Origin of the sequence: Pseudomonas sp. NCHU5216 (assembly GCF_052156495.1) — a bacterium.
Taxonomy (GTDB): domain Bacteria; phylum Pseudomonadota; class Gammaproteobacteria; order Pseudomonadales; family Pseudomonadaceae; genus Aquipseudomonas.
The window spans coordinates 1-20749 of record NZ_JBQLIX010000046.1 but is presented as its reverse complement, the minus strand read 5'-3'; the positions used below and the strand labels follow the sequence as shown (position 1 = coordinate 20749).

17 protein-coding genes are annotated in these 20749 nt (G+C 63.8%); 13 read left to right on the top strand and 4 right to left on the bottom strand.

Annotation, left to right across the window (positions count from 1 at the left end):
• Positions 1-10: 10 nt before the first annotated feature.
• The 8 genes from ACSVIK_RS22755 to ACSVIK_RS22720 all read left to right on the top strand — a co-directional run bounded on the left by ACSVIK_RS22755 (position 11) and on the right by ACSVIK_RS22720 (position 7902).
• Entirely contained in the window at positions 11-637 is a 627-nt protein-coding gene (locus tag ACSVIK_RS22755) for a phosphoribosylanthranilate isomerase (protein ID WP_442446427.1), read from the top strand.
• A 129-nt stretch (positions 638-766) separates the two neighbouring features.
• Complete coding sequence (gene accD, locus ACSVIK_RS22750) at positions 767-1651, top strand: acetyl-CoA carboxylase, carboxyltransferase subunit beta (protein WP_268177966.1); 885 nt, start codon at positions 767-769, stop codon at positions 1649-1651.
• A 1-nt stretch (position 1652) separates the two neighbouring features.
• Positions 1653-2930 carry a bifunctional tetrahydrofolate synthase/dihydrofolate synthase gene (gene folC / locus ACSVIK_RS22745; protein ID WP_442446426.1) on the top strand — a complete coding sequence of 426 codons (1278 nt, stop codon included), beginning with the start codon at positions 1653-1655 and terminating at the stop codon, positions 2928-2930.
• Positions 2931-2999: 69 nt separating this feature from the next.
• Entirely contained in the window at positions 3000-3626 is a 627-nt protein-coding gene (locus ACSVIK_RS22740) for an SPOR domain-containing protein (RefSeq protein WP_442446425.1), read from the top strand.
• Between the two features lie 78 nt (positions 3627-3704).
• Positions 3705-4226, top strand: a complete 522-nt coding sequence (locus ACSVIK_RS22735; protein ID WP_268177962.1) for a CvpA family protein — start codon at positions 3705-3707, stop codon at positions 4224-4226.
• 75 nt (positions 4227-4301) lie between these two features.
• Positions 4302-5810, top strand: coding sequence for an amidophosphoribosyltransferase (gene purF, locus ACSVIK_RS22730; protein WP_442446424.1), 1509 nt, complete (start codon positions 4302-4304; stop codon positions 5808-5810).
• 101 nt (positions 5811-5911) lie between these two features.
• On the top strand, positions 5912-7123 hold the full coding sequence (locus tag ACSVIK_RS22725; protein ID WP_442446423.1) for an O-succinylhomoserine sulfhydrylase: 1212 nt from the start codon (positions 5912-5914) through the stop codon (positions 7121-7123).
• A 2-nt stretch (positions 7124-7125) separates the two neighbouring features.
• Positions 7126-7902 carry an SDR family oxidoreductase gene (locus ACSVIK_RS22720; protein WP_442446422.1) on the top strand — a complete coding sequence of 259 codons (777 nt, stop codon included), beginning with the start codon at positions 7126-7128 and terminating at the stop codon, positions 7900-7902.
• 95 nt (positions 7903-7997) lie between these two features.
• Here the strand turns inward: ACSVIK_RS22720 and hglS are convergent, their stop codons facing one another.
• From hglS to gcvA, 3 genes are all read right to left on the bottom strand, one after another.
• Positions 7998-9383, bottom strand: a complete 1386-nt coding sequence (hglS, locus tag ACSVIK_RS22715) for a 2-oxoadipate dioxygenase/decarboxylase HglS (protein WP_442446421.1) — start codon at positions 9381-9383, stop codon at positions 7998-8000.
• A 432-nt stretch (positions 9384-9815) separates the two neighbouring features.
• On the bottom strand, positions 9816-11066 hold the full coding sequence (locus ACSVIK_RS22710) for a 2-aminoadipate transaminase (protein ID WP_442446420.1): 1251 nt from the start codon (positions 11064-11066) through the stop codon (positions 9816-9818).
• 119 nt (positions 11067-11185) lie between these two features.
• Positions 11186-12112 carry a transcriptional regulator GcvA gene (gene gcvA, locus ACSVIK_RS22705; protein WP_442446419.1) on the bottom strand — a complete coding sequence of 309 codons (927 nt, stop codon included), beginning with the start codon at positions 12110-12112 and terminating at the stop codon, positions 11186-11188.
• Between the two features lie 143 nt (positions 12113-12255).
• On the opposite strand from gcvA, the gene amaB reads away from it, so the two are divergent.
• The 3 genes from amaB to amaA all read left to right on the top strand — a co-directional run bounded on the left by amaB (position 12256) and on the right by amaA (position 16772).
• Positions 12256-13746 (top strand): L-piperidine-6-carboxylate dehydrogenase, encoded by a 1491-nt coding sequence (amaB, locus tag ACSVIK_RS22700; protein WP_442446418.1) that lies wholly within the window; start codon positions 12256-12258, stop codon positions 13744-13746.
• A gap of 215 nt (positions 13747-13961) precedes the next feature.
• A complete protein-coding gene (gene nhaC / locus ACSVIK_RS22695) occupies positions 13962-15413 on the top strand; it encodes a Na+/H+ antiporter NhaC (RefSeq protein WP_442446417.1) in 1452 nt (483 codons plus the stop codon).
• A gap of 72 nt (positions 15414-15485) precedes the next feature.
• Positions 15486-16772, top strand: a complete 1287-nt coding sequence (gene amaA, locus ACSVIK_RS22690; protein WP_442446441.1) for an L-pipecolate oxidase — start codon at positions 15486-15488, stop codon at positions 16770-16772.
• 94 nt (positions 16773-16866) lie between these two features.
• Here the strand turns inward: amaA and ACSVIK_RS22685 are convergent, their stop codons facing one another.
• Positions 16867-18531, bottom strand: a complete 1665-nt coding sequence (locus ACSVIK_RS22685) for an electron transfer flavoprotein-ubiquinone oxidoreductase (protein ID WP_442446416.1) — start codon at positions 18529-18531, stop codon at positions 16867-16869.
• 320 nt (positions 18532-18851) lie between these two features.
• Here ACSVIK_RS22685 and ACSVIK_RS22680 point away from each other — a divergent pair, with 320 nt between their 5' ends.
• Together ACSVIK_RS22680 and ACSVIK_RS22675 are read left to right on the top strand one after the other, a co-directional pair.
• Complete coding sequence (locus ACSVIK_RS22680; RefSeq protein ID WP_442446415.1) at positions 18852-19601, top strand: electron transfer flavoprotein subunit beta/FixA family protein; 750 nt, start codon at positions 18852-18854, stop codon at positions 19599-19601.
• Positions 19602-20531, top strand: a complete 930-nt coding sequence (locus ACSVIK_RS22675) for an electron transfer flavoprotein subunit alpha/FixB family protein (protein WP_442446414.1) — start codon at positions 19602-19604, stop codon at positions 20529-20531. It abuts the gene before it with no gap.
• The last annotated feature ends 218 nt before the right edge of the window (positions 20532-20749 follow it).

Below are 20749 nucleotides of genomic sequence, written 5' to 3'. Positions count from 1 at the left end.
GCCAACAGGTATGAAGCCAATGCGCGTGCGCAGCAAGATTTGCGGCATTACCCGCGTGGAGGATGCGCTGGCCGCGGTGGAGGCGGGTGCCGATGCCATTGGCCTGGTGTTCTACGCCAAGAGCCCCAGAGCGGTGAGCATCGAGCAGGCGCAGGCCATCGTTGCAGCCTTGCCGCCTTTCGTGACCAGCGTGGGGCTGTTCGTCGACATGCCGCGTGAGGCGTTGCAGGCGGTGCTGGCGCAGGTGCCGCTCGACCTGCTGCAGTTCCATGGCGAGGAATCGCCGGCTGACTGCGAAGGCCACGGACGTCCCTACATCAAGGCCCTGCGCGTGCGCCCCGGTGAGGACGTAGCAGCCCTGCTGGCGCCCTATGCCGGTGCGCGCGGCATCCTTCTGGATACCTTCGTCGAAGGTGTGCCTGGTGGCACGGGGGCGGCATTCGACTGGTCGCTGGTGCCGCGCGAGGCTGGCAAATCGATCATTCTCGCCGGCGGGCTGACGGCGGGCAACGTCGCGCAGGCCATTGCCCAGGTTCGCCCTTACGCCGTCGATGTCAGCGGTGGGGTTGAGGTGGCAAAAGGCATAAAGGATGCAGGCAAGATTCATGCATTCCTGCAGGCGGTCGCATCCGCCTGATGTGACGGCGGCGCGTCTGGTGCCGTCCACTAAGCTGTCGTGCCGCTTGAACGCGGCGCAAACGAATTGCTGGAGGCGGGTGGCTGCGTGGCTCCCCGCTCCGACCATCGGTTATGGAGAGATAACAGCATGAGCAACTGGTTGGTAGACAAACTCATCCCCTCGATCATGCGTTCCGAGGTGAAGAAGAGTTCCGTGCCCGAGGGGCTCTGGCACAAATGCCCCTCCTGCGAGGCCGTGCTCTATCGCCCCGAGCTGGAAAAGACCCTGGATGTCTGCCCCAAGTGCAACCACCACATGCGTATCGGCGCGCGTCGTCGCCTCGATCTGTTCCTCGATGCCGATGGTCGCGAGGAGATCGGTGCCGATCTGGAGCCGGTCGATCGTCTGAAATTCCGTGATAGCAAGAAGTACAAGGATCGCCTGGCCGCTGCGCAGAAGCAGACCGGCGAAAAGGATGCGCTGATCTCCATGAGCGGCACCCTCGAAGGCATGCCGATTGCGGTTTGCGCCTTCGAGTTCTCCTTCATGGGCGGCTCCATGGGCGCCATCGTCGGTGAGCGTTTCGTTCAGGCCGCCAACGTCGCTCTGGAAAAGCGTTGCCCGCTGGTGTGCTTCTCCGCGTCCGGTGGCGCGCGCATGCAGGAGGCGCTGATCTCGCTGATGCAGATGGCCAAGACCTCGGCGGCCCTGGCGCGCCTGCGCGAGGAAGGCCTGCCGTTCATCTCCGTGCTGACCGACCCGGTCTACGGCGGCGTTTCCGCCAGCCTGGCCATGCTCGGTGACGTGATCGTCGCCGAACCGAAAGCGCTGATCGGCTTCGCCGGCCCGCGGGTGATCGAGCAGACCGTGCGCGAGAAGCTGCCGGAAGGCTTCCAGCGCAGCGAGTTCCTCCTCGAGCACGGCGCCATCGACATGATCATTTCGCGTGACGAACTGCGCCCACGCCTGGCGCGCCTGCTCGCGCAACTGATGAATCGTCCGTCCCCTGTGGCCCTGCCGGCCACGGCATGACATGACCGAACGCAGCCTGGGCGAATGGCTCGCCTACCTCGAGCAACTGCATCCCTCGGCCATCGACATGGGCCTGGAGCGCTCGCGCGAGGTGGCGCGGCGCCTGGGCTTGGGCCAGCCGGCGCCACGGGTGATCACCGTCACCGGTACCAATGGCAAGGGTTCCACCTGCGCCTTCATCGCCAGCCTGCTGCGCGAGCAGGGGCAGCGCGTCGGGGTCTACAGCTCGCCGCACCTGCTGCGCTACAACGAGCGCGTGCTGATCGAGGGCCGCGAGGCCAGCGATGATGAGCTATGCCAGGCCTTCGCCGCCGTCGAGGCGGCGCGTGGCGAGATTTCCCTGACCTATTTCGAGATGGGCACTCTGGCAGCCTTCTGGTTGTTCGAGCGGGCGGCACTGGATGCCGTGGTGCTCGAAGTCGGCCTGGGCGGGCGCCTGGATGCGGTGAACCTGGTGGATGCCGACCTGGCGCTGATTACCAGCATCGGCCTCGATCACGCCGACTGGCTGGGTGACAGCCGTGAGTCGGTGGCCTTCGAGAAGGCCGGCATCATGCGCGCCGGCAAGCCTGCGCTCTGTGGTGATCTGGATCCACCGCAGCCGCTGATCGACGCCGTGGTGCGTCTGGATACGCCGTTCTTCCTGCGTGGGCGCGATTACGGGCTGACTGTCGGCGAGACGGGCTGGAATTGGTTCGGTCTGGATGAGCAGGGCCGCGTCCTGCGCCTGAATGATCTGCCGTTGCTCGACCTGCCCATGGAGAACGCCGCTCTGGCCGTGCAGGCCTATGCCTTGCTCGGCCTGGCCTGGGATCAGGCAGCCATTGCCCGTGCCCTGCTCGCCACCCGCGTGGTGGGGCGCCTGGATCGTCGCCCGCTGACCTGGCAGGGGAAACACCTGACCCTGCTCCTGGATGTCGGGCATAACCCGCATGCCGCCGACTACCTGGCGCAGCGACTCGAGGCTCGCCCAACAGTGGGGCGGCGTCTGGCGGTGTTCGGTCTGTTGGCCGACAAGGACTTGCCCGGAGTGGTGGCCCCTTTGCAAGGCCTGGTTGCGAGCTGGGCCGTGGCGCCTCTGGCCACGCCGCGTTCGCGCCCGGCGGCGGAGCTGGCCGAGCAGTTGCGCATGCGCGGTGCCCAGGTCAGCCAGCATGGCAGCGTGGCCGAGGCCCTGGTGGCGCAATGCCAACTGGCTGCTGAGGGGGACGAGATTCTCCTCTTTGGTTCATTCTTCTGCGTGGCCGAAGCGCTGCAGTGGTTGGCCGAGCAGGGCTGACAGACTGGCGCTGCACGGCGTCGGGATGGCAGTATCGCAGCCTGTGGCTTTTCAACCGTGGAGTAGGGCATGGCTTTGTTGGAAAAGGGGCTCAAGCAGCGCATGGTCGGCGCTCTGGTGCTGGTAGCGCTGGCGGTGATCTTTCTGCCGATGCTGCTGTCGCGCGAAGACGAGATGCGTCGCGTGGTGGTGGATGCACCGCAGATGCCGCAGGCCCCCGACACGCCCGAGATCGTGGTCGAGCCGGCCGAAGTGGTCGAGCCCGAGGTGCTGCCGCAAGAGCCGGTGCCGGCCGATCCGCAGGCGCCTTTGACGGCTGAGAGCGAGGCGCCAGCTCCTGCGCCACAGCCCGAGCAGAAGCCTGCGCCCAGCAGCCAAACGAGCCAACCTGCCCCGGCAGCCGAACCGGCCGTGGCAGCAGCGACCAAGCCGGAAAGCCACCTGGATGCCAACAGCCTGCCGATCAGTTGGTCGGTACAACTGGCCAGCCTGTCCAGTCGTTCGGGGGCGGAAACCCTGCAGAAGACCCTGCGCAGCCAGGGCTACAATGCCTATATCCGCACCTTCGATGGCATGAACCGGGTGTTCGTCGGCCCTCTGATCGAACGCGCCGAGGCCGAACGCCTGCGTGACCAGCTCAAGCGTCAGCACAAGCTCAACGGTTTCGTCGTGCGCTTCCAACCGGAAGCCGGTTAAGGCCTGGGTGCGGCGCCCGGTTACTCCGCGCGCCGTGCTCTGGTAGAATGCCGGCCTTTTCCGCTGGCAGATTGCACCGTGGCATTTACCTGGGTCGATTGGGCGATCATCGCCGTCATCGCCATCTCGAGCTTGATCAGTCTCAAGCGTGGCTTCGTCAAGGAAGCCTTGTCGCTGCTCACCTGGATCATCGCGGGCGTGGTTGCCTGGATGTTCGGTGGCGCGCTGTCCCAGCATCTCGTCGAATACATCGAAACGCCTTCTGCCCGGGTCATAGCTGCTTGTGCCATTCTGTTCGTCGCCACGCTGCTGGTCGGGGCGCTGGTGAATTTCCTGATTGGCGAGCTGATTCGCGTCACCGGGTTGTCCGGAACCGATCGTTTTCTGGGCATGGTCTTCGGTGCGGCACGCGGCGGCTTGCTGGTGGTGTTGCTGGTGGGGCTGATCAGCCTGGCGCCGGTGGAGCAGGATACCTGGTGGCAACAGTCGCAACTGGTGCCGCATTTTCTGATGGTCGCAGATTGGTCGAAGAATCTGATTCTGGGCTGGTCCGGCCAGTGGATTAACGGTGCAGCGGCTCACCCAGCCGCCGCGCTTTGACAAGAGTGGCCTGCGCGGACAACCGCTGCGCCGGTCGCTGAATTAGCCTGAACTATCTAGCAGGGGTCGTGGCACATGTGTGGCATCGTCGGTATCGTCGGCAAGTCGAACGTCAATCAGGCGCTGTATGACGCGCTAACCGTCCTTCAGCATCGCGGCCAGGACGCTGCCGGCATCGTGACCAGCCATGAAGGCCGGCTGTTCCTGCGCAAGGACAATGGTCTGGTGCGTGACGTGTTCCAGCAGCGCCACATGCAGCGCCTGGTCGGGCACATGGGCATCGGCCACGTGCGTTATCCCACCGCCGGCAGCTCCAGCTCGGCCGAGGCGCAGCCGTTCTACGTCAACTCGCCCTATGGCATCACCCTGGCGCACAACGGCAACCTGACCAACGTCGAGCAACTGGCCAAGGAGATCTACGAGTCCGACCTGCGCCACGTCAACACCAACTCCGACTCGGAAGTGCTGCTCAACGTGTTCGCCCACGAGTTGGCCCAGCGCGGCAAGCTGCAGCCCACCGAGGAAGACGTGTTCGCCGCGGTCAGCCATGTGCACGAGCGTTGCGTGGGTGGCTACGCGGTGGTGGCGATGATCACCGGCTATGGCATCGTCGGCTTCCGTGATCCCAACGGCATTCGCCCCATCGTCTTCGGCCAGCGTCACACCGACGAGGGCGTGGAGTACATGATCGCCTCCGAAAGCGTGTCGCTGGACGTGCTCGGTTTCACCCTGATCCGCGACCTGGCACCGGGCGAAGCGGTGTACATCACCGAGGAAGGTCAGCTCTTCACCCGCCAGTGCGCGACCCATCACCAGTACGCCCCATGCATCTTCGAGCACGTTTATCTGGCGCGCCCGGACTCGATCATGGATGGCATCTCGGTGTACAAGGCGCGCCTGCGCATGGGCGAGAAGCTGGCCGACAAGATCCAGCGCGAGCGTCCGGATCACGATATCGACGTGGTCATCCCGATCCCCGATACCAGCCGCACTGCCGCGCTGGAACTGGCCAACCGCCTGGGCGTGAAGTTCCGCGAAGGCTTCGTCAAGAACCGTTATATCGGCCGCACCTTCATCATGCCCGGCCAGGCTGCACGCAAGAAATCCGTGCGGCAGAAGCTCAATGCCATCGAACTGGAGTTCCGTGGCAAGAACGTGATGCTGGTGGATGACTCCATCGTGCGCGGCACCACCTGCAAGCAGATCATCCAGATGGCCCGCGAGGCCGGGGCGAAGAACGTCTACTTCTGCTCGGCGGCGCCGGCGGTGCGTTACCCGAACGTGTATGGCATCGACATGCCCAGCGCCCACGAGCTGATCGCCCATGGTCGTACTACCGAACAGGTATGCGAGCTGATCGGTGCCGACTGGCTGGTCTATCAGGATCTGTCCGACCTGATCGAGGCGGTCAGTGGCAGCAAGAAGATCAAGATCGACAACTTCGACTGTGCGGTCTTCGATGGCAAGTACGTGACCGGCGATGTCGATGCAGCGTATCTGGATCGCATCGAGCAGGCGCGCAACGATGCCAGCAAGGCCAAATCGCAGGCGGTCAGTGCGATCATCGATCTGCATAATAATTGAGCGGCAGCAGGCGGCAGGCCGTAACCCGGACGCAATCCGGGGCGCCATGGCACGCTGAATTTCCCGGATTGCATCCGGGCTACGTTTTGTGAGGTAGCGATATGACACTGGAATGGGAAGCCGGTCGGCTCGACAGCGATCTGGATGGCGCCGGCTTCGACACCCTGGCGGTGCGTGCCGGGCAACGCCGCTCGCCGGAAGGCGAGCACGGCGAGGCGCTGTTCCTCACCTCCAGCTACGTGTTCCGCACGGCGGCCGATGCCGCAGCGCGTTTCGCCGGCGAGGTGCCGGGCAACGTCTATTCGCGTTATACCAACCCCACGGTGCGCACCTTCGAGGAGCGCATCGCTGCTCTGGAAGGCGCCGAGCAGGCGGTGGCCACTGCTTCCGGCATGTCGGCCATCCTCGCCATCGTCATGAGCCTGTGCAGTGGCGGCGACCACGTGCTGGTGTCACGCAGCGTGTTCGGCTCCACCATCAGCCTGTTCGAGAAGTACCTCAAGCGCTTCGGCGTCGAGGTGGATTACGTGCCGCTGGCCGATCTCGACGCCTGGACGGAAGCGTTCAAGCCCAACACCCGGCTGCTGTTCGTCGAGTCGCCCTCCAATCCGCTGGCCGAGCTGGTGGATATCGCCGCGCTGGCCGACATCGCTCATGCCCGTGGCGCGCTGTTGGCGGTGGACAACTGCTTCTGCACGCCGGCGCTGCAGCAGCCGTTGAAGCTGGGTGCCGATATCGTCATGCATTCGGCTACCAAGTACATCGACGGCCAGGGTCGGGGCCTGGGTGGCGTGGTGGCGGGGCGCCGCGAGCAGATGAAGGAAGTGGTCGGCTTTCTGCGCACCGCCGGCCCGACCCTGAGCCCGTTCAACGCCTGGCTGTTCCTCAAGGGCCTGGAGACCCTGCGCATCCGCATGCAGGCGCAGAGCGACAGCGCCCTGCAACTGGCACTGTGGCTGGAGCAACAGCCGCAGGTGGAGCGGGTGTATTACGCCGGGCTGCCCAGCCATCCGCAGCACGAACTGGCGAAGCGGCAACAAAGCGCCTTCGGTGCGGTGGTCAGCTTCGAGGTCAAGGGCGGGCGTGACGCGGCCTGGAAGGTGATCGACGCCACCCGGGTCATCTCCATCACCACCAACCTCGGCGATACCAAGACCACCATCGCCCATCCGGCTACTACCTCTCACGGGCGTCTGACCCCGCAGGAGCGTGCCAACGCCGGTATCCGCGACAGCCTGATCCGCGTCGCGGTCGGCCTGGAAGACCTGGATGATCTGAAGGTGGATCTGGCCCGCGGCCTGGCCGCGCTCTGAGCATGTTCGAGTGGGGCACTGAGGCTGCGTCCAATACCGGGCGAGTCGTGCTGGTAACCGGCGCGGCTCGCGGTATCGGCCTGGGTATCGCCGCCTGGCTGATCTGCGAAGGCTGGCAGGTGGTACTGGCCGACGTCGACCGCGAACGCGGCTCCAAGGTGGCACGAGCGCTGGGCGCCAATGCCTGGTTCGTGGCCATGGACGTGGCCAAGGAAGACCAGGTCAGTGTCGCCGTCGCCGAAGTGCTCGGCCAGTTCGGTCGCCTCGATGCCCTGGTGTGCAACGCGGCCATCGCCGATCCCCATACGCCGCCGCTGGAATCGCTCGACCTCAAGCGCTGGAACCGCATGCTGGCGGTGAACCTGACCGGCGCCATGCTCCTGGCCAAGCACTGTGCGCCTTATCTGCGTGGCCATCGCGGCGCCATCGTCAATATCACTTCGACCCGTGCCAGCCAGTCCGAGGCCAATTGTGAGGCCTATGCGGCGAGCAAGGGCGGTCTGCTGGCGCTGACCCATGCGCTGGCCATCAGTCTGGGCCCGGAGGTGCGGGTCAATTGCGTCAGCCCGGGTTGGATCGATGCGCGTGATCCTGCGCAGCAGCGCCGCGAGCCGCTCTCGGTGTTCGACCACGCGCAGCATCCGGTTGGCCGTGTCGGCACCGTGGAGGATGTCGCGGCGCAAGTGGCCTGGCTGCTGTCCGATGCGGCCGCTTTCGTCACCGGGCAGGAATTCGTCATCGACGGCGGCATGAGCCGCAAGATGATCTATCAGGATTGAGCGGCGTCTGCGCGCTGCTGTTCAAGGTGCCCTGTCATAAGAGTTTCGTGCCCGGTTGTCGAAGCACGACTGCCGGGCACCCGATGGCGAATGGCTCAGAGCCCGAGCCGGGCATGGCACTCGTCCAGCGAGCGCTGCTGAGTGGCGGCGTAGAGCTGCAGTTCGTCGAGTATCTGGGCGCCGAGGGCGGCCTGGAAGTCTGCCTGGCTGGAGCTGATGGTATAGCTGGCTCGCGCGTCGTCGCCGAGGTTGGACTGGAAGATGCCAGCGGCGCTGACGGGCAGAAAATCCTCGTAGATCAAAGGATCGAAGCGGACATGGCCGGCGGCGATCAGCGCCTCCAGCGTACGCGGACGCTCGCCGTCGGTGCGCGCGGCAAGGCCCAGCTCGGTGACGCTGTAGCGGAAGTAGGCCAGGCCTTCGGCACGCATCTGCGGGTAATCGTCGGGGAAGTCGCGGAAGTGCTTGCCCAGCGTCTCGGCATAGCGCGCGGCGTTATCTTCGCTGGGCGTCTCGCCGAGCTCGGCGCGGGCTGCATTGAGCAACTGGTCGTAGAGTGCACGACCTTTCGGGGTCAGGGCCGCGCCACGTTGCTCGATTTCGCCGAAGCGCGCGGTATGGCTGCCATCGGCGCCTTGTGGGTCGGTAAAAGCGACCTTTTCCCGGAGCGCCTTGAAGCTGGTCTGGCGTAGCAGGATCGGGCATTGGCGGCGTGGTGGCCCTTCGATCACGGCTTTCGGCGTGATGCCGTGGCTGGGCATGCCGGCCTGGATCCGGTCGATGTCCAGGGTGCGTGGAGTCAGGTGATTGATATGCGGCCCTTTGAAGGCGACCACGTCGGCGATCAGGCGGTGCTGGGCATGCAGTCGATCATACTCGGCGGCACTGACGGTAGCCTGGGTGTGCCAGCGGAAGGTCTCCAGAGCCTGGGCCACGAACTCCTGGGCGTCCGCTGCGTTCAGGCCGCCGTCGCGCTCATGCTGTTCGATCAGTTCGAGTGCCCGGGGAGTGAAGATATTGCGCTTGGCCAGCAGGCTGGCAGCCAGTTCGCGCAGTTCGGGGTTGTCGATCAGCTCCAGGCGCAGCAGTGAAGTGAATACGCGGAACGGGCTGCGCCGCAGGGCGTCCTCCTGTACCGCACGGAAGGCCGTGGAGTGTACGGGTACGCCAGCCGGGCTGAGGTCGTAGTAGCCCACTGGCTGCATGCCCATGACGGCGAACAGGCGAGCGATGGTGGCCAGTTCGCTGGCCGTGCCAACGCGAATGGCGCCGTGGCGCTCCATCTGCAGTCGCTCCAGCTCGGCGCTGCGCCTGAGTTGCTCGGCCAGGTCGGGGCGCTCCTGCAGCACCTGCCGATTGACCTGTTCGACCAGCTTCAAAAGATCGCCGTAGAGCGGAACCTCCGCCTTGTACATGGCGGACATGGCACGAGAGAACTGCGCGCGAATCGTGGATGGGTCGATGAACGCTGGCTGGCTCATGGGCAAGCAATCTCCTGGAATGCGCGGTGGTGTTGACGCCTGGACATGCAGTCGATTCTGCGTAGCGCGGCGGCGCGGTACAAACGACATCTTCTCAGCACTTCATTCTCCTGCGGAATGAGTCCAGCCTGACCGGCACTGCAACCCAGAGCGGACGGCGCTGCTCATGGCCGTTGCTGATGGCGTTTCAGCGCCTGGATGGGGTATTGCAGCGACAGTGCGCCTACGCGAGTTGCCTGGCTGCGGCAGGAGTAGCAGGTGCTCGGGAGCTATATCGCCCTCTACCAGGGGGCGCCATGGCCGCTCAGTTCGCTGAGCAGGGCAGTGTTGCGCCGCGTCGTTTTCTCGAAAGCGCCGAGGCTTGCCGTTGGGTCGGAACGGCGCAAGCGACACCGCACACAACACCGCATATCGAGGCGCAAGAAGACTTCGCTAGCGGAGGGTGGTCAGACAGTTTTCTAGGATATCCAGACCCTGTTCGAGCAAGGCCGGTTCGATAGTCAAGGGGGCGAGCAAGCGGATGATATGCCGATTCCTGCCGCTGGGCATCAGCAACAGGCCCTTGTGGCGGGCGTCTGCGAGTAGGGCGGCGAGCTGTGCGCTGCCTGGCTCGCCGTCTGCCGTCAGCAGTTCGATGCCGCGCATCGCGCCGGTGCCGGTCAAGCGCCCCAGGCAGGGGCTGAGCGCCCGCTCGCGCCAACTGGCGTAGCGGCGTTCGATGGCCTGGGCCTGAGCCTCACCCCAGGTGGCCAGGTTTTCGTCACTCATCGCCTCCAGGCTGGCCAGTGCGGCGGCGCAGGCCAGTGGGTTGCCCGAGTAGGTGCCACCGAGGCCGCCCTTGGGCAGACTGTCGAGCAATTCCTTGCGTCCGACCACGGCGCCCAGGGGCAGGCCGCCGGCGATGCTCTTGCCGAGCAGCAGCAGGTCTGGCTCGATGCCCAGACGGGTGAAGGCGAAGCGCTGGCCGGTACGACCGAAGCCCGACTGGATTTCGTCGGCGATCAGCAGGATGCCATTGGCATCGCACAGGCTGCGCAGGCGCTGAGCGAACGCAGGATCCATGGCCAGGAAGCCACCTTCGCCCTGTACTGGCTCGAAGATGATGCAGGCCACTTCGTTGACGTCGATTTCGACGCTGAACAGTCGCTCCAGGGCTTGCAGGCCCTGCTCGACACTGATGCCGGTGTCGGCGCTGGGGTAGGGCAGGTGGTAGACCGAGCCAGGCAACACGCCGACACGCTGTTTGTAGGGGGCGACTTTGCCATTGAGGTTGAGCGTGGCCAGGGTGCGGCCATGAAAGCCACCGTCGAAGGCGATCACCACGCTGCGTCCGGTGGCTGCGCGAACCATCTTCAGCGCGTTTTCCGCCGCTTCTGCACCGCTGTTGGTGAGCATGCCAGACAGCGGGTAGCTGAGCGGAATGAACCTCGCCAGGGTGTCCATCAACTGGCGATAGCCGTGATGAGGAACGGCGTTGAAGGCCGAGTGGGTCAGATGCTGGGCCTGCTGGGTAATGGCCGCGACCACGCCGGGGTGGCAGTGCCCCAGGTTGAGCACGCCGATACCGCCGACGAAATCGATGTAGCGCTTGCCCTCGGTGTCCCAGACCTCGGCATTGCGACCGTGGCTCAGGGTGATCGGGTGGACGATGGACAGCGAGGTGCTGATGGGCGACAGGCTCATGCTTGGCCCTCGGCTGGCACGGAGGCGGGGATTGGCATTGTGGCGTTCCTCTGGGAGGGCGTTTTCTTCTATGAGAACGAGGAACGCGAAGGCTGCACAAACGAAAAAAAATTAACGGGTCATTCCTGGGATTCAGGAACTGCTCGAATGGCCTGCTGATCCCGGGCTTTTTCCAGGATCCACTCCACGAAGCACCTGACCTTGGGAATGTCGATCGATTGCTCGGCATAGGCCATGTAGTGGGAGCCTTCGCTGGGCCTGTGATGGGTCCAGGGAACCAGCAACTTGCCGTCCTGCAGCTCATCCTCGACCAGAAAACGTGGCACCAGGGCGATGCCGCAGCCGGCCCGGGCCGCGCGGATGCACATGTAGAAGGTGTCGAAACGCGGCCCGTGGTAACTGTGCTCGGTGTCGATGCCTTGCTCCTCGAACCATTCATGCCAGGCTTCCGGGCGTGAAGTGCATTGCAGCAGAACGAAATCGGCCAGCTCGGCGGCATGACGCAACGAACGCTCGCGCAGCACCTCCGGCGAGCACACCGGCACCACGTCCTCGCCGAACAGTTGGACGCAGGTGGCGCCTGGCCAGGAGCCCTGGCCGTAGAAGAAGGCCACGTCCGCCTTGGCCTGCACCAGATCGAAGGGCTCCAGTTCGCTTCTGATATCGAGGTGGATGTTGGGGTGGCGTTTGGAGAAACCCTTGAGGTTGGAGATCAGCCAGCGCGCGCCGAAGGTGGGCTGGGTGGCCACCCGTAGCACTTCGGTTTCGCCGCCATAAGAGAGTATGTAGCGGCTGGAGATGTCGACCTGGGTCAGGATCTTGTTGACCTCGGCCAGGTACAGCTCGCCTGCCGGAGTCAGTTGCAGGCGCCGACGCACGCGGTGGAACAGCAGGTGCTGGAGCATCTCCTCGAGCTGAGCGACCTGCTTGCTCACCGCGCTCTGGGTCAGGAACAGCTCTTCGCCGGCACGGGTGAAGCTCAGGTGGCGGGCTGCGGCCTCGAAGCACTGCAGGGCGGTCATGGTGGGAAGCAGACGCTTGGGCATGCTGATCTCGCGAGCGGGAAAGGGCGAGTTCATTCTGCTGGGGAATGATGTCGTGCGTAAAGGTCGTTTGTTGGCTTGCAAGAATCGGCTCGATGCTGATTTCCCTCAATGAACACAGTGCTCAGCAGATGTAGGAGAACAACATGGTTGGCGAGCTGCTCAAGGCCCTCGGGGTCGAGCCCCATGCATACCAAGGCGGCGCTCATGCCGTGCATAGCCCCATCGACGGCAGCCAGATTGCCGCGCTCAGTCTGGAAAGCGCCGCGCAGGTGCCGGCCAAGGTTGCGGCAGCACACCAGGCCTACCTGAGCTGGCGCGATGTGCCTGCGCCACGGCGTGGCGAGCTGGTGCGTCTGTTCGGCGAGGTGCTGCGTGAATACAAGACCCAGCTTGGCGAGCTGGTGTCGGTCGAGGCCGGCAAGATCACCCAGGAAGGCCTCGGTGAAGTACAGGAGATGATCGATATCTGCGACTTCGCCATGGGGCTGTCGCGCCAGCTTTATGGTCTGACCATCGCCTCCGAGCGCCCAGGCCACCATATGCGTGAAACCTGGCATCCGCTGGGGGTGGTCGGGGTGATCAGCGCCTTCAATTTCCCGGTGGCGGTGTGGGCGTGGAATACCTCGCTGGCGTTGGTGTGCGGTAACTCGGTGATCTGGAAACCCTCGGAAAAAACGCCACTGACCGCACTGGCCTGCCAGGCCCTGTTCGCCAAGGCACTGGCGCGTTTCGGCGCGGCGCCGGAGAACCTCAGCCAGGTGATAGTCGGTGATGCCAAGGCCGGTGAGGCACTGGTGGATGACCCGCGCGTGCCTTTGGTCAGCGCCACCGGCAGTACCCGCATGGGCCGCGAAGTCGGCCCACGGGTGGCGGCGCGCTTTGCGCGCAGCATTCTCGAGCTGGGCGGTAACAACGCCATGATCCTCACGCCCAGCGCCGATCTCGATCTGGCCGTGCGGGGCATTCTGTTCTCGGCAGTGGGGACGGCCGGCCAGCGTTGCACCACGCTGCGCCGTCTGATCGTGCAGCGCTCGGTCAAGGATGAGGTGCTCGCCCGGCTCAAGGCCGCCTACGCCAAGGTGCGCATTGGCGACCCGCGTGCCGGCAATCTGGTCGGCCCGCTGATCGACAAGCAAGCCTTCGACGCCATGCAGGATGCCCTGGTCCGTGCGCGTGACGAGGGGGGCGAGGTCTTCGGGGGCGAGCGTCGTCTGCAGGAGCAGTTCCCCGACGCCTATTACGTCGCTCCGGCCATCGTCGAGATGCCGGCGCAAAGCGATGTGGTGCGTCACGAAACCTTCGCGCCGATTCTCTACGTGCTGAGTTACGACGACTTCGAGCAGGCCCTGCAGTTGAACAACGAAGTGCCACAGGGGCTGTCGTCCTGCATCTTTACCACCGATGTGCGTGAGGCCGAGCGTTTCCAGAGCGCCTCTGGCAGCGACTGCGGCATCGCCAACGTCAATATCGGCACCAGCGGTGCGGAAATCGGCGGGGCGTTTGGGGGCGAGAAGGAAACCGGAGGAGGGCGCGAGTCCGGCTCCGACTCCTGGAAGGCCTACATGCGCCGGCAGACCAATACCATCAACTATTCCCGTGAGCTGCCATTGGCTCAAGGGATCGTCTTCGACTGATCTCACGCTGCGCGTGCCGGGCAGTCCTGCCTGGCACCTGGTTTCGTGCAGCGCACACGGAGAGTTCATCACTACTGAGTTTGATCGTGGCCGTTGCTGCCCGCTTCCTGCGTGGCAGGGTGCGCCACTGCAGAGCAATAACAACAAGAGAGGCTCGCCATGCGTGCAACAGCGCTTTTTCGAGAACTGCCAGAACCACACGAAGGAGTTTGACCTTGGACGCTCATAAAGCGACAAGGGAGGCACCGTCCTTTGCTGTGGCAGTGGCTCCCCTGGTGATTACCGCCATCCTGTTGATGGTTCAGTTCTTCATCTTCGGAGATTTCACTCCCCACGTACCGCTTGCCTTTGGCGTGCTGGTGTGTGGCCTGTTCGCCGTAGGCCGGGGCACCCCCTGGTTCAGCATCGAAGCCTCGATGTTCAAGGTGGTGCAGATCGGTATTCCGGCCATCTTCATCCTCATGTGCATTGGCATGCTGATCGGCTCCTGGATCGCTTCCGGCACCGTGCCGACCTTGCTCTATTACGGTTTCAGCTATCTCTCGGGCGGCGGCTTCCTGGTGGTGACCTGCCTGCTCTGTTCGCTGATCTCGCTGATGACCGGCACCTCCTGGGGCACCGTCGGCACCGTGGGGCTGGCGTTGATGGGGGTGGGCGAAGGCCTGGGGATTCCCGCCTATCTGACCGGTGGGGCCATCGTTTCCGGTGCCTTCTTCGGTGACAAGATGTCGCCGCTGTCGGAAACCACCAACCTGGCTCCGGCGGTCTGTGGCACCGATCTATGGAGTCATATCAAGGGCATGCTGCCGACCACCGTGCCGGCCATGCTGATCGCGTTGTCGCTGTACGCCTGGATCGGCTCCAGCTATGCCGGCAACCTGGTGCATGACGGTGGTATAGAAGCCATGCGTGCGGGCGTCGAGCAGCACTACAAGATCAGCCTGCTGACCCTCCTGCCGCCTTTGGTGGTGATCGTGCTGGCCATGCGCAAGGCGCCGGCGCTGCCGGTGATGTTCGCCGGGGTGGTGCTGGCCGCTGGCATCGCGGTGTTCTATCAGGGTATCGCCCCCAAGGACTTGATCAACGTGCTGCAGAACGGTTTCGTCAGCCAGACCGGCGTTACCTCGGTGGACAAGTTGCTGTCCAAGGGCGGCATCATGTCGATGACCTGGGTGATCACCCTGACCTTGATCGCCTTGGCCTTCGTCGGTGCCCTGGAGGCCCAGGGTACTCTTGATGCCATCCGCAAGAAGCTCGATCAGGTGATCAGGGGGCGCTTCCTGCTGGTGCTGAGCAGCCACACCAGCGTGCTGGGCGTTGGCACCCTGGTGGGCGATGTCTACACCTCCTTGGTATTACCGGGGCAGTTGCTCAAGGACAAGTACACGGCCATGGGCTACAAGCCGACCGTGCTGTCACGCAGCATCGAGGATTGCGGCACGCTCTGTTCACCGCTGATCCCTTGGAACATGGGCGGTGCTTTCGTTTCCGCGTCGCTCGGGGTGCCTACCGTGCTCTATGCGCCCGTCGCTTTCGCCTGCTGGTTATCGCCCGTGTTCGGGCTGATCTGGGCCGCTACCGGCAAGTTCATGCCCAGGCTCGAGGTGCAGTCAGACAAGCGCTCCGCTGCTATCGAACGCTATGCAGCGCCTGCTTCGCAACGTTGAGCCAGCCCCTGGCATGCGAGGGCAACACCTATGACTGCGGCAACTGGCGTGGATGCTGAGCAAATGGATGAGATGAAGAGTTTTCAACAGGGCTGCCTATGGGAAAAGACCACACCCAGGCGTATCGAAGCCGCTGCTCTGCACGGCAGCGTCAAGGTCGACGTCTGTGTGATCGGTGCTGGTATCACCGGGCTCAGCGCGGCGCTGCGCCTGCTGGAGCAAGGGCGCTCGGTCTGCGTGCTGGAAGCGCATGAGGTGGGGCATGGTGGTTCCGGGCGCAATGTCGGTCTGGTCAATGCCGGTACCTGGATCAAGCCTGACGATGTCGAGGCGAGACTGGGTAAGGCGCGCGGTGAGCGTCTCAACCAGGCGTTGGGGCAAGCGCCAGGCAAGGTATTCGAGCAGATTCGTCGCTACGCCATCGACTGTCAGGCTCTCAATCATGGCTCTTTGCACATGGCACATAATGAGGCCGGCCTGGTCGACCTGCGCGCCCGTGAGGCGCAGTGGCGGCGCCGTGGTGCCGATGTCGAGTTGCTGACCGGCGCGGCCTGTGTCGACCATTGCGGTACCGACAAGGTCACGGCTGCGCTGCTCGACCGCCGTGCTGGCACCATCAACCCCATGGCGTACACCCTTGGCCTGGCGCAGGCCGTGCAGCGCCTGGGAGGTGTACTGTTGCAGCAGACGCCTGTCAGCCAGCTCCAGCGCCAGGGCGGCGATTGGCTGGTACGCAGCGCAGCTGGCGAGGTAAGTGCCGGGCAGGTGGTGATTTCCACCGGCGCCTACACCGAAGGCGAGTGGACCGAGCAGCGCCGCAGTTTCTTTCGCGGTTATTACTACCAGGTGGCGTCAGTGCCTCTGAGTGGCGCGGCGGCTGACGCCATCCTCAAGTACGGCCAGGGCTCCTGGGACACCCGCACGGTACTCAGCAGCATTCGCCGTGATGCCGAAGGTCGTTTGTTACTGGGCAGCCTGGGCAAGGCGAGCGACAAGCCCGACTGGTTCGTGCGGCGCTGGGCCGAGCGCATTCAGCAGCACTATTTCCCTGAGCTGGGCCCTGTGCAGTGGCAGATGCACTGGACCGGCTGCATCGATTTCACCCCGGATCACCTGATGCACCTGTTCCAACCTGCTGCCGGCCTGGTCGCGGTGGCTGGCTACAATGGTCGGGGGAATACCACTGGCACGGTGATCGGCCAGGCGCTGGCGGATTTCCTGCTGCACGATGATCCCGAGTCACTGCCGCTGCCTTTCGAGCCCATGCAGGTGGTCTCGATGCCGCAGGTGAGGAGCTGCCTCTACGAAGCGGGTTTCTCCCTCTATCACGCCGGGCAATGTCTGAACGTGGTGCTTTGAATAGGCGGATGCTGCGCCGAGCTAAGCCGATGCCCATAAACGCCGATGCCCCTGAAGTTTCCTTCAGGGGCATCGTGGGTCGAGCGTGACGATATTACATGTTGGGGTAATTCGGCCCGCCGGTGCCTTCCGGTGCCACCCAGGTGATGTTCTGCGCCGGATCCTTGATGTCGCAGGTCTTGCAGTGCACGCAGTTCTGCGCGTTGATCTGGAACTTCTTCTCGCCGTCTTCCTGCGTCACCACCTCGTATACGCCGGCGGGGCAGTAGCGCTGCGCCGGTTCGTCGTACAGCGGCAGGTTCTTCTCGATCGGGATGCTCGGGTCGGTGAGCTTGAGGTGGCAGGGCTGCTCTTCTTCATGGTTGGTGTTGGAAAGGAACACCGAACTCAGTTTGTCGAAGCTCAGTTTGCCGTCCGGCTTGGGGTAGTCGATCTTGGCGCACTCGGCTGCCGGCTTGAGGCAGGCATAATCCGGCTTGTTGTCATGCAGGGTGAAGGGCGCCTTGCCACCGAAGACGTTCTGATCCAGCCAGTTGATGCCGCCGCCGATCAGGGTGCCATACTTGTGGATGGCCGCGCCGAAGTTGCGGCTACGGAACAGTTCGTCGTACAGCCAGCTGGCCTTGAAGCCCTCGACGTAATTGGTCAGCTCGTCGCCGCCCTCACGGCCGGCGGCCAGGGCTTCGGCGATGGCATCGGCAGCCAGCATGCCGGACTTCATGGCGGTGTGGCTGCCCTTGATCTTGGCGAAGTTCAGGGTGCCGAGGTCGCAGCCGACCAGCGCGCCACCGGGGAAGACCATCTTCGGCAGCGAGTTCAGGCCGCCCTTGCAGATGGCGCGAGCGCCGTAGGCGACACGCTTGCCGCCTTCCAGGTACTGCTTGACCACCGGGTGGTGCTTGTAGCGCTGGAACTCGTCGAAGGGCGACAGGTGCGGGTTAGCGTAGGACAGGTCGACGATCAGGCCGACCACCACCTGGTTGTTCTCCAGGTGATAGAGGAAGGAGCCGCCGGTGTTTTCCTTGCCCATGATGTCCAGCGGCCAGCCGGCGGTGTGTACCACCAGACCCTGCTGGTGCTTGGCCGGGTCGATGTCCCAGATTTCCTTGATGCCGATGCCGTAGTGCTGGGCGTCGGCTTCACTGTCGAGCTTGTACTGCTTGATCAGTTGCTTGCCGATATGGCCACGGCAGCCTTCGGCGAACAGGGTGTACTTGGCGCGCAGCTCCATGCCAGGGGTGTAGTAGCCTTCCTTGGGGTTGCCTTCGCGGTCGACGCCCAGGTCGCCAGTGACGATGCCGCGCACCACGCCGTTGTCGTCGATCAGGGCTTCCTGAGCGGCGAAGCCGGGGTAGATTTCCACGCCCAGGTTCTCCGCCTGCTGGGCCAGCCAGCGGCACAGATTGCCGAGGGAGATGATATAGTTGCCCTCGTTGTGCATGGTCTTGGGCACGAAGAAGCCGGGCAGCTTGACGGCGCTTTCGGCGTCCTTGAGCAGGTAGATGTCATCACCCTTGACCGGGGTGTTGAGCGGGGCGCCCAGTTCTTTCCAGTCAGGGAACAATTCGTTCAGGGCGCGAGGCTCGAAGACCGCGCCAGAGAGGATGTGAGCGCCGACTTCGGAGCCTTTTTCGACCACGCAGACGCTGATCTCCTGGCCCGCTTCGGCGGCTTTCTGTTTCAGTCGGCAGGCGGCGGAAAGGCCAGACGGGCCGGCGCCGACGATGACGACGTCGAACTCCATAAATTCGCGTTCCACAGGCTATCTCCTACTCAAGGCTCTTCGATGTTTTATATTGGAGGGCGCAACTCGTCTCCCTGAGTGCTGCGGCATTATATCTACACCCTCCCAGCGGGCCAATACAAACGTTTGTTTGAATTTTCTGTAGGCCTGCTAGAATCCTACTACATCGCGGATGACCGGCCAGTTCGCCGTATTGACCGAGTCAGGTCGCGGGGTCAAGATACGGGCGGTTTTGCGCTCGCCGTCTGGGCTGAAGGCTGATTCTGGCCGATCTGCATCACTGGCCAGGTTCGCCTTGGCGACATTCTTATTCACCGGAGAGTAACGAGGAATCCATGAAGGTTCTTGTAGCTGTCAAACGAGTGGTCGACTACAACGTCAAGGTTCGCGTCAAGGCGGACAACAGCGGCGTCGACCTCGCCAACGTCAAGATGTCCATGAACCCCTTCTGCGAAATCGCCGTGGAAGAAGCCGTACGCCTGAAGGAGAAGGGCGTGGCGAGCGAGATCGTCGTCGTCTCCATTGGCCCGACTGCCGCTCAGGAACAACTGCGTACTGCCTTGGCGCTCGGCGCCGACCGCGCCATCCTGGTGGAGTCCGCCGACGAGCTGAATTCCCTGGCCGTGGCCAAGCTGCTCAAGGCCGTGGTCGACAAGGAGCAACCGCAACTGGTGATCCTCGGCAAGCAGGCCATCGACAGTGACAACAACCAGACCGGCCAGATGCTGGCCGCACTGAGCGGCTACGCTCAGGGCACCTTCGCCTCCAAGGTGGAAGTGGCTGGTGACAAGGTCAACGTCACTCGCGAGATCGATGGCGGTCTGCAGACCGTGGCCCTCAACCTGCCGGCCATCGTCACCACCGACCTGCGCCTGAACGAGCCGCGCTATGCGTCGCTGCCGAACATCATGAAGGCCAAGAAGAAGCCGCTGGAAACCGTTACCCCGGACGCCCTGGGCGTTTCCACCGCGTCCACCGTCAAGACCCTGAAAGTCGAAGCGCCGGCTGCTCGCAGCGCTGGTGTCAAGGTCAAGTCCGTGGCTGAACTGGTCGAGAAACTGAAGAACGAGGCGAAGGTAATCTAAATGGCTATCCTGGTTATCGCTGAACACAGCAACGCCGCTCTGGCGCCCGCCACCCTCAACGTCGTCACTGCCGCGCAGAAGATCGGCGGCGACATCCACGTGCTGGTTGCCGGCAGCAACGCTTCTGCCGCTGCCGAAGCCGCTGCCAAGGTTGCAGGTGTGGCCAAGGTACTGCTGGCTGACGACGTCGCCTACGCGCATCAACTGCCGGAAAACGTCGCACCGCTGATCGCCGAGCTGGGCAAGAACTACAGCCACATCCTGGCTGCCGCCACCACCAACGGCAAGAACTACCTGCCGCGCGTGGCCGCACAACTGGACGTCGACCAGATCTCCGAGATCGTCGCCGTCGAGAGCGCCGACACCTTCAAGCGTCCGATCTATGCCGGTAACGCCATCGCCACCGTGCAGTCCTCGGCTGCCGTCAAGGTGATCACCGTGCGTACCACTGGCTTCGATGCGGCCGCTGCCGAAGGTGGTTCCGCTGCCGTCGAAGCGGTGTCCGGCCCGGCCGATGCCGGCAAGTCCGCCTTCGTCGGTGAAGAGCTAGCCAAGTCCGACCGCCCCGAACTGACCGCTGCCAAGATCGTCGTCTCCGGCGGCCGTGGCATGGGCAATGGCGACAACTTCAAGCACCTCTACGCGCTGGCCGACAAGCTCGGCGCTGCCGTTGGGGCTTCCCGTGCCGCCGTGGACGCCGGCTTCGTACCGAACGACATGCAGGTCGGCCAGACCGGCAAAATTGTCGCACCGCAACTGTACATCGCCGTCGGTATTTCTGGTGCCATCCAGCACCTGGCCGGTATGAAGGACTCCAAGGTGATCGTCGCGATCAACAAGGACGAAGAGGCGCCGATCTTCCAGGTCGCCGACTACGGCCTGGTGGCTGACCTGTTCGAGGCTGTGCCGGAGCTGGAAAAGCTGGTTTAAGTCGGCTTTCCTGCTACGAGAGAAACCCGCTCCCATGAGCGGGTTTTCTTTTTGGGGGACGGAGTTTCGGTTGATACCGGACTGGCAAGTTTGTGTGTTGGCTCGGTTGTTTTGAGTGCTCAAGTTGCTTATCGGTGTTTAGCTGATGTTTCCCGTTTCGCCCCCCGGCGACCTTCTTTTGTCAAACGCCACAAAAGAAGGCAAAAAGGCTTGGCCCC

What these genes read in the sequence shown, in the direction of transcription:
- ACSVIK_RS22755 (WP_442446427.1), top strand. Translation starts at nt 11, where the DNA reads ATGAAGCCAATGCGCGTGCGCAGCAAGATTTGCGGCATTACCCGCGTG.
- accD (WP_268177966.1), top strand. Translation starts at nt 767, where the DNA reads ATGAGCAACTGGTTGGTAGACAAACTCATCCCCTCGATCATGCGTTCC.
- folC (WP_442446426.1), top strand. Translation starts at nt 1,653, where the DNA reads ATGACCGAACGCAGCCTGGGCGAATGGCTCGCCTACCTCGAGCAACTG.
- ACSVIK_RS22740 (WP_442446425.1), top strand. Translation starts at nt 3,000, where the DNA reads ATGGCTTTGTTGGAAAAGGGGCTCAAGCAGCGCATGGTCGGCGCTCTG.
- purF (WP_442446424.1), top strand. Translation starts at nt 4,302, where the DNA reads ATGTGTGGCATCGTCGGTATCGTCGGCAAGTCGAACGTCAATCAGGCG.
- ACSVIK_RS22725 (WP_442446423.1), top strand. Translation starts at nt 5,912, where the DNA reads ATGACACTGGAATGGGAAGCCGGTCGGCTCGACAGCGATCTGGATGGC.
- ACSVIK_RS22720 (WP_442446422.1), top strand. Translation starts at nt 7,126, where the DNA reads ATGTTCGAGTGGGGCACTGAGGCTGCGTCCAATACCGGGCGAGTCGTG.
- hglS (WP_442446421.1), bottom strand. Translation starts at nt 9,383, where the DNA reads ATGAGCCAGCCAGCGTTCATCGACCCATCCACGATTCGCGCGCAGTTC.
- ACSVIK_RS22710 (WP_442446420.1), bottom strand. Translation starts at nt 11,066, where the DNA reads ATGAGCCTGTCGCCCATCAGCACCTCGCTGTCCATCGTCCACCCGATC.
- gcvA (WP_442446419.1), bottom strand. Translation starts at nt 12,112, where the DNA reads ATGCCCAAGCGTCTGCTTCCCACCATGACCGCCCTGCAGTGCTTCGAG.
- amaB (WP_442446418.1), top strand. Translation starts at nt 12,256, where the DNA reads ATGGTTGGCGAGCTGCTCAAGGCCCTCGGGGTCGAGCCCCATGCATAC.
- amaA (WP_442446441.1), top strand. Translation starts at nt 15,486, where the DNA reads ATGAAGAGTTTTCAACAGGGCTGCCTATGGGAAAAGACCACACCCAGG.
- ACSVIK_RS22680 (WP_442446415.1), top strand. Translation starts at nt 18,852, where the DNA reads ATGAAGGTTCTTGTAGCTGTCAAACGAGTGGTCGACTACAACGTCAAG.
- ACSVIK_RS22675 (WP_442446414.1), top strand. Translation starts at nt 19,602, where the DNA reads ATGGCTATCCTGGTTATCGCTGAACACAGCAACGCCGCTCTGGCGCCC.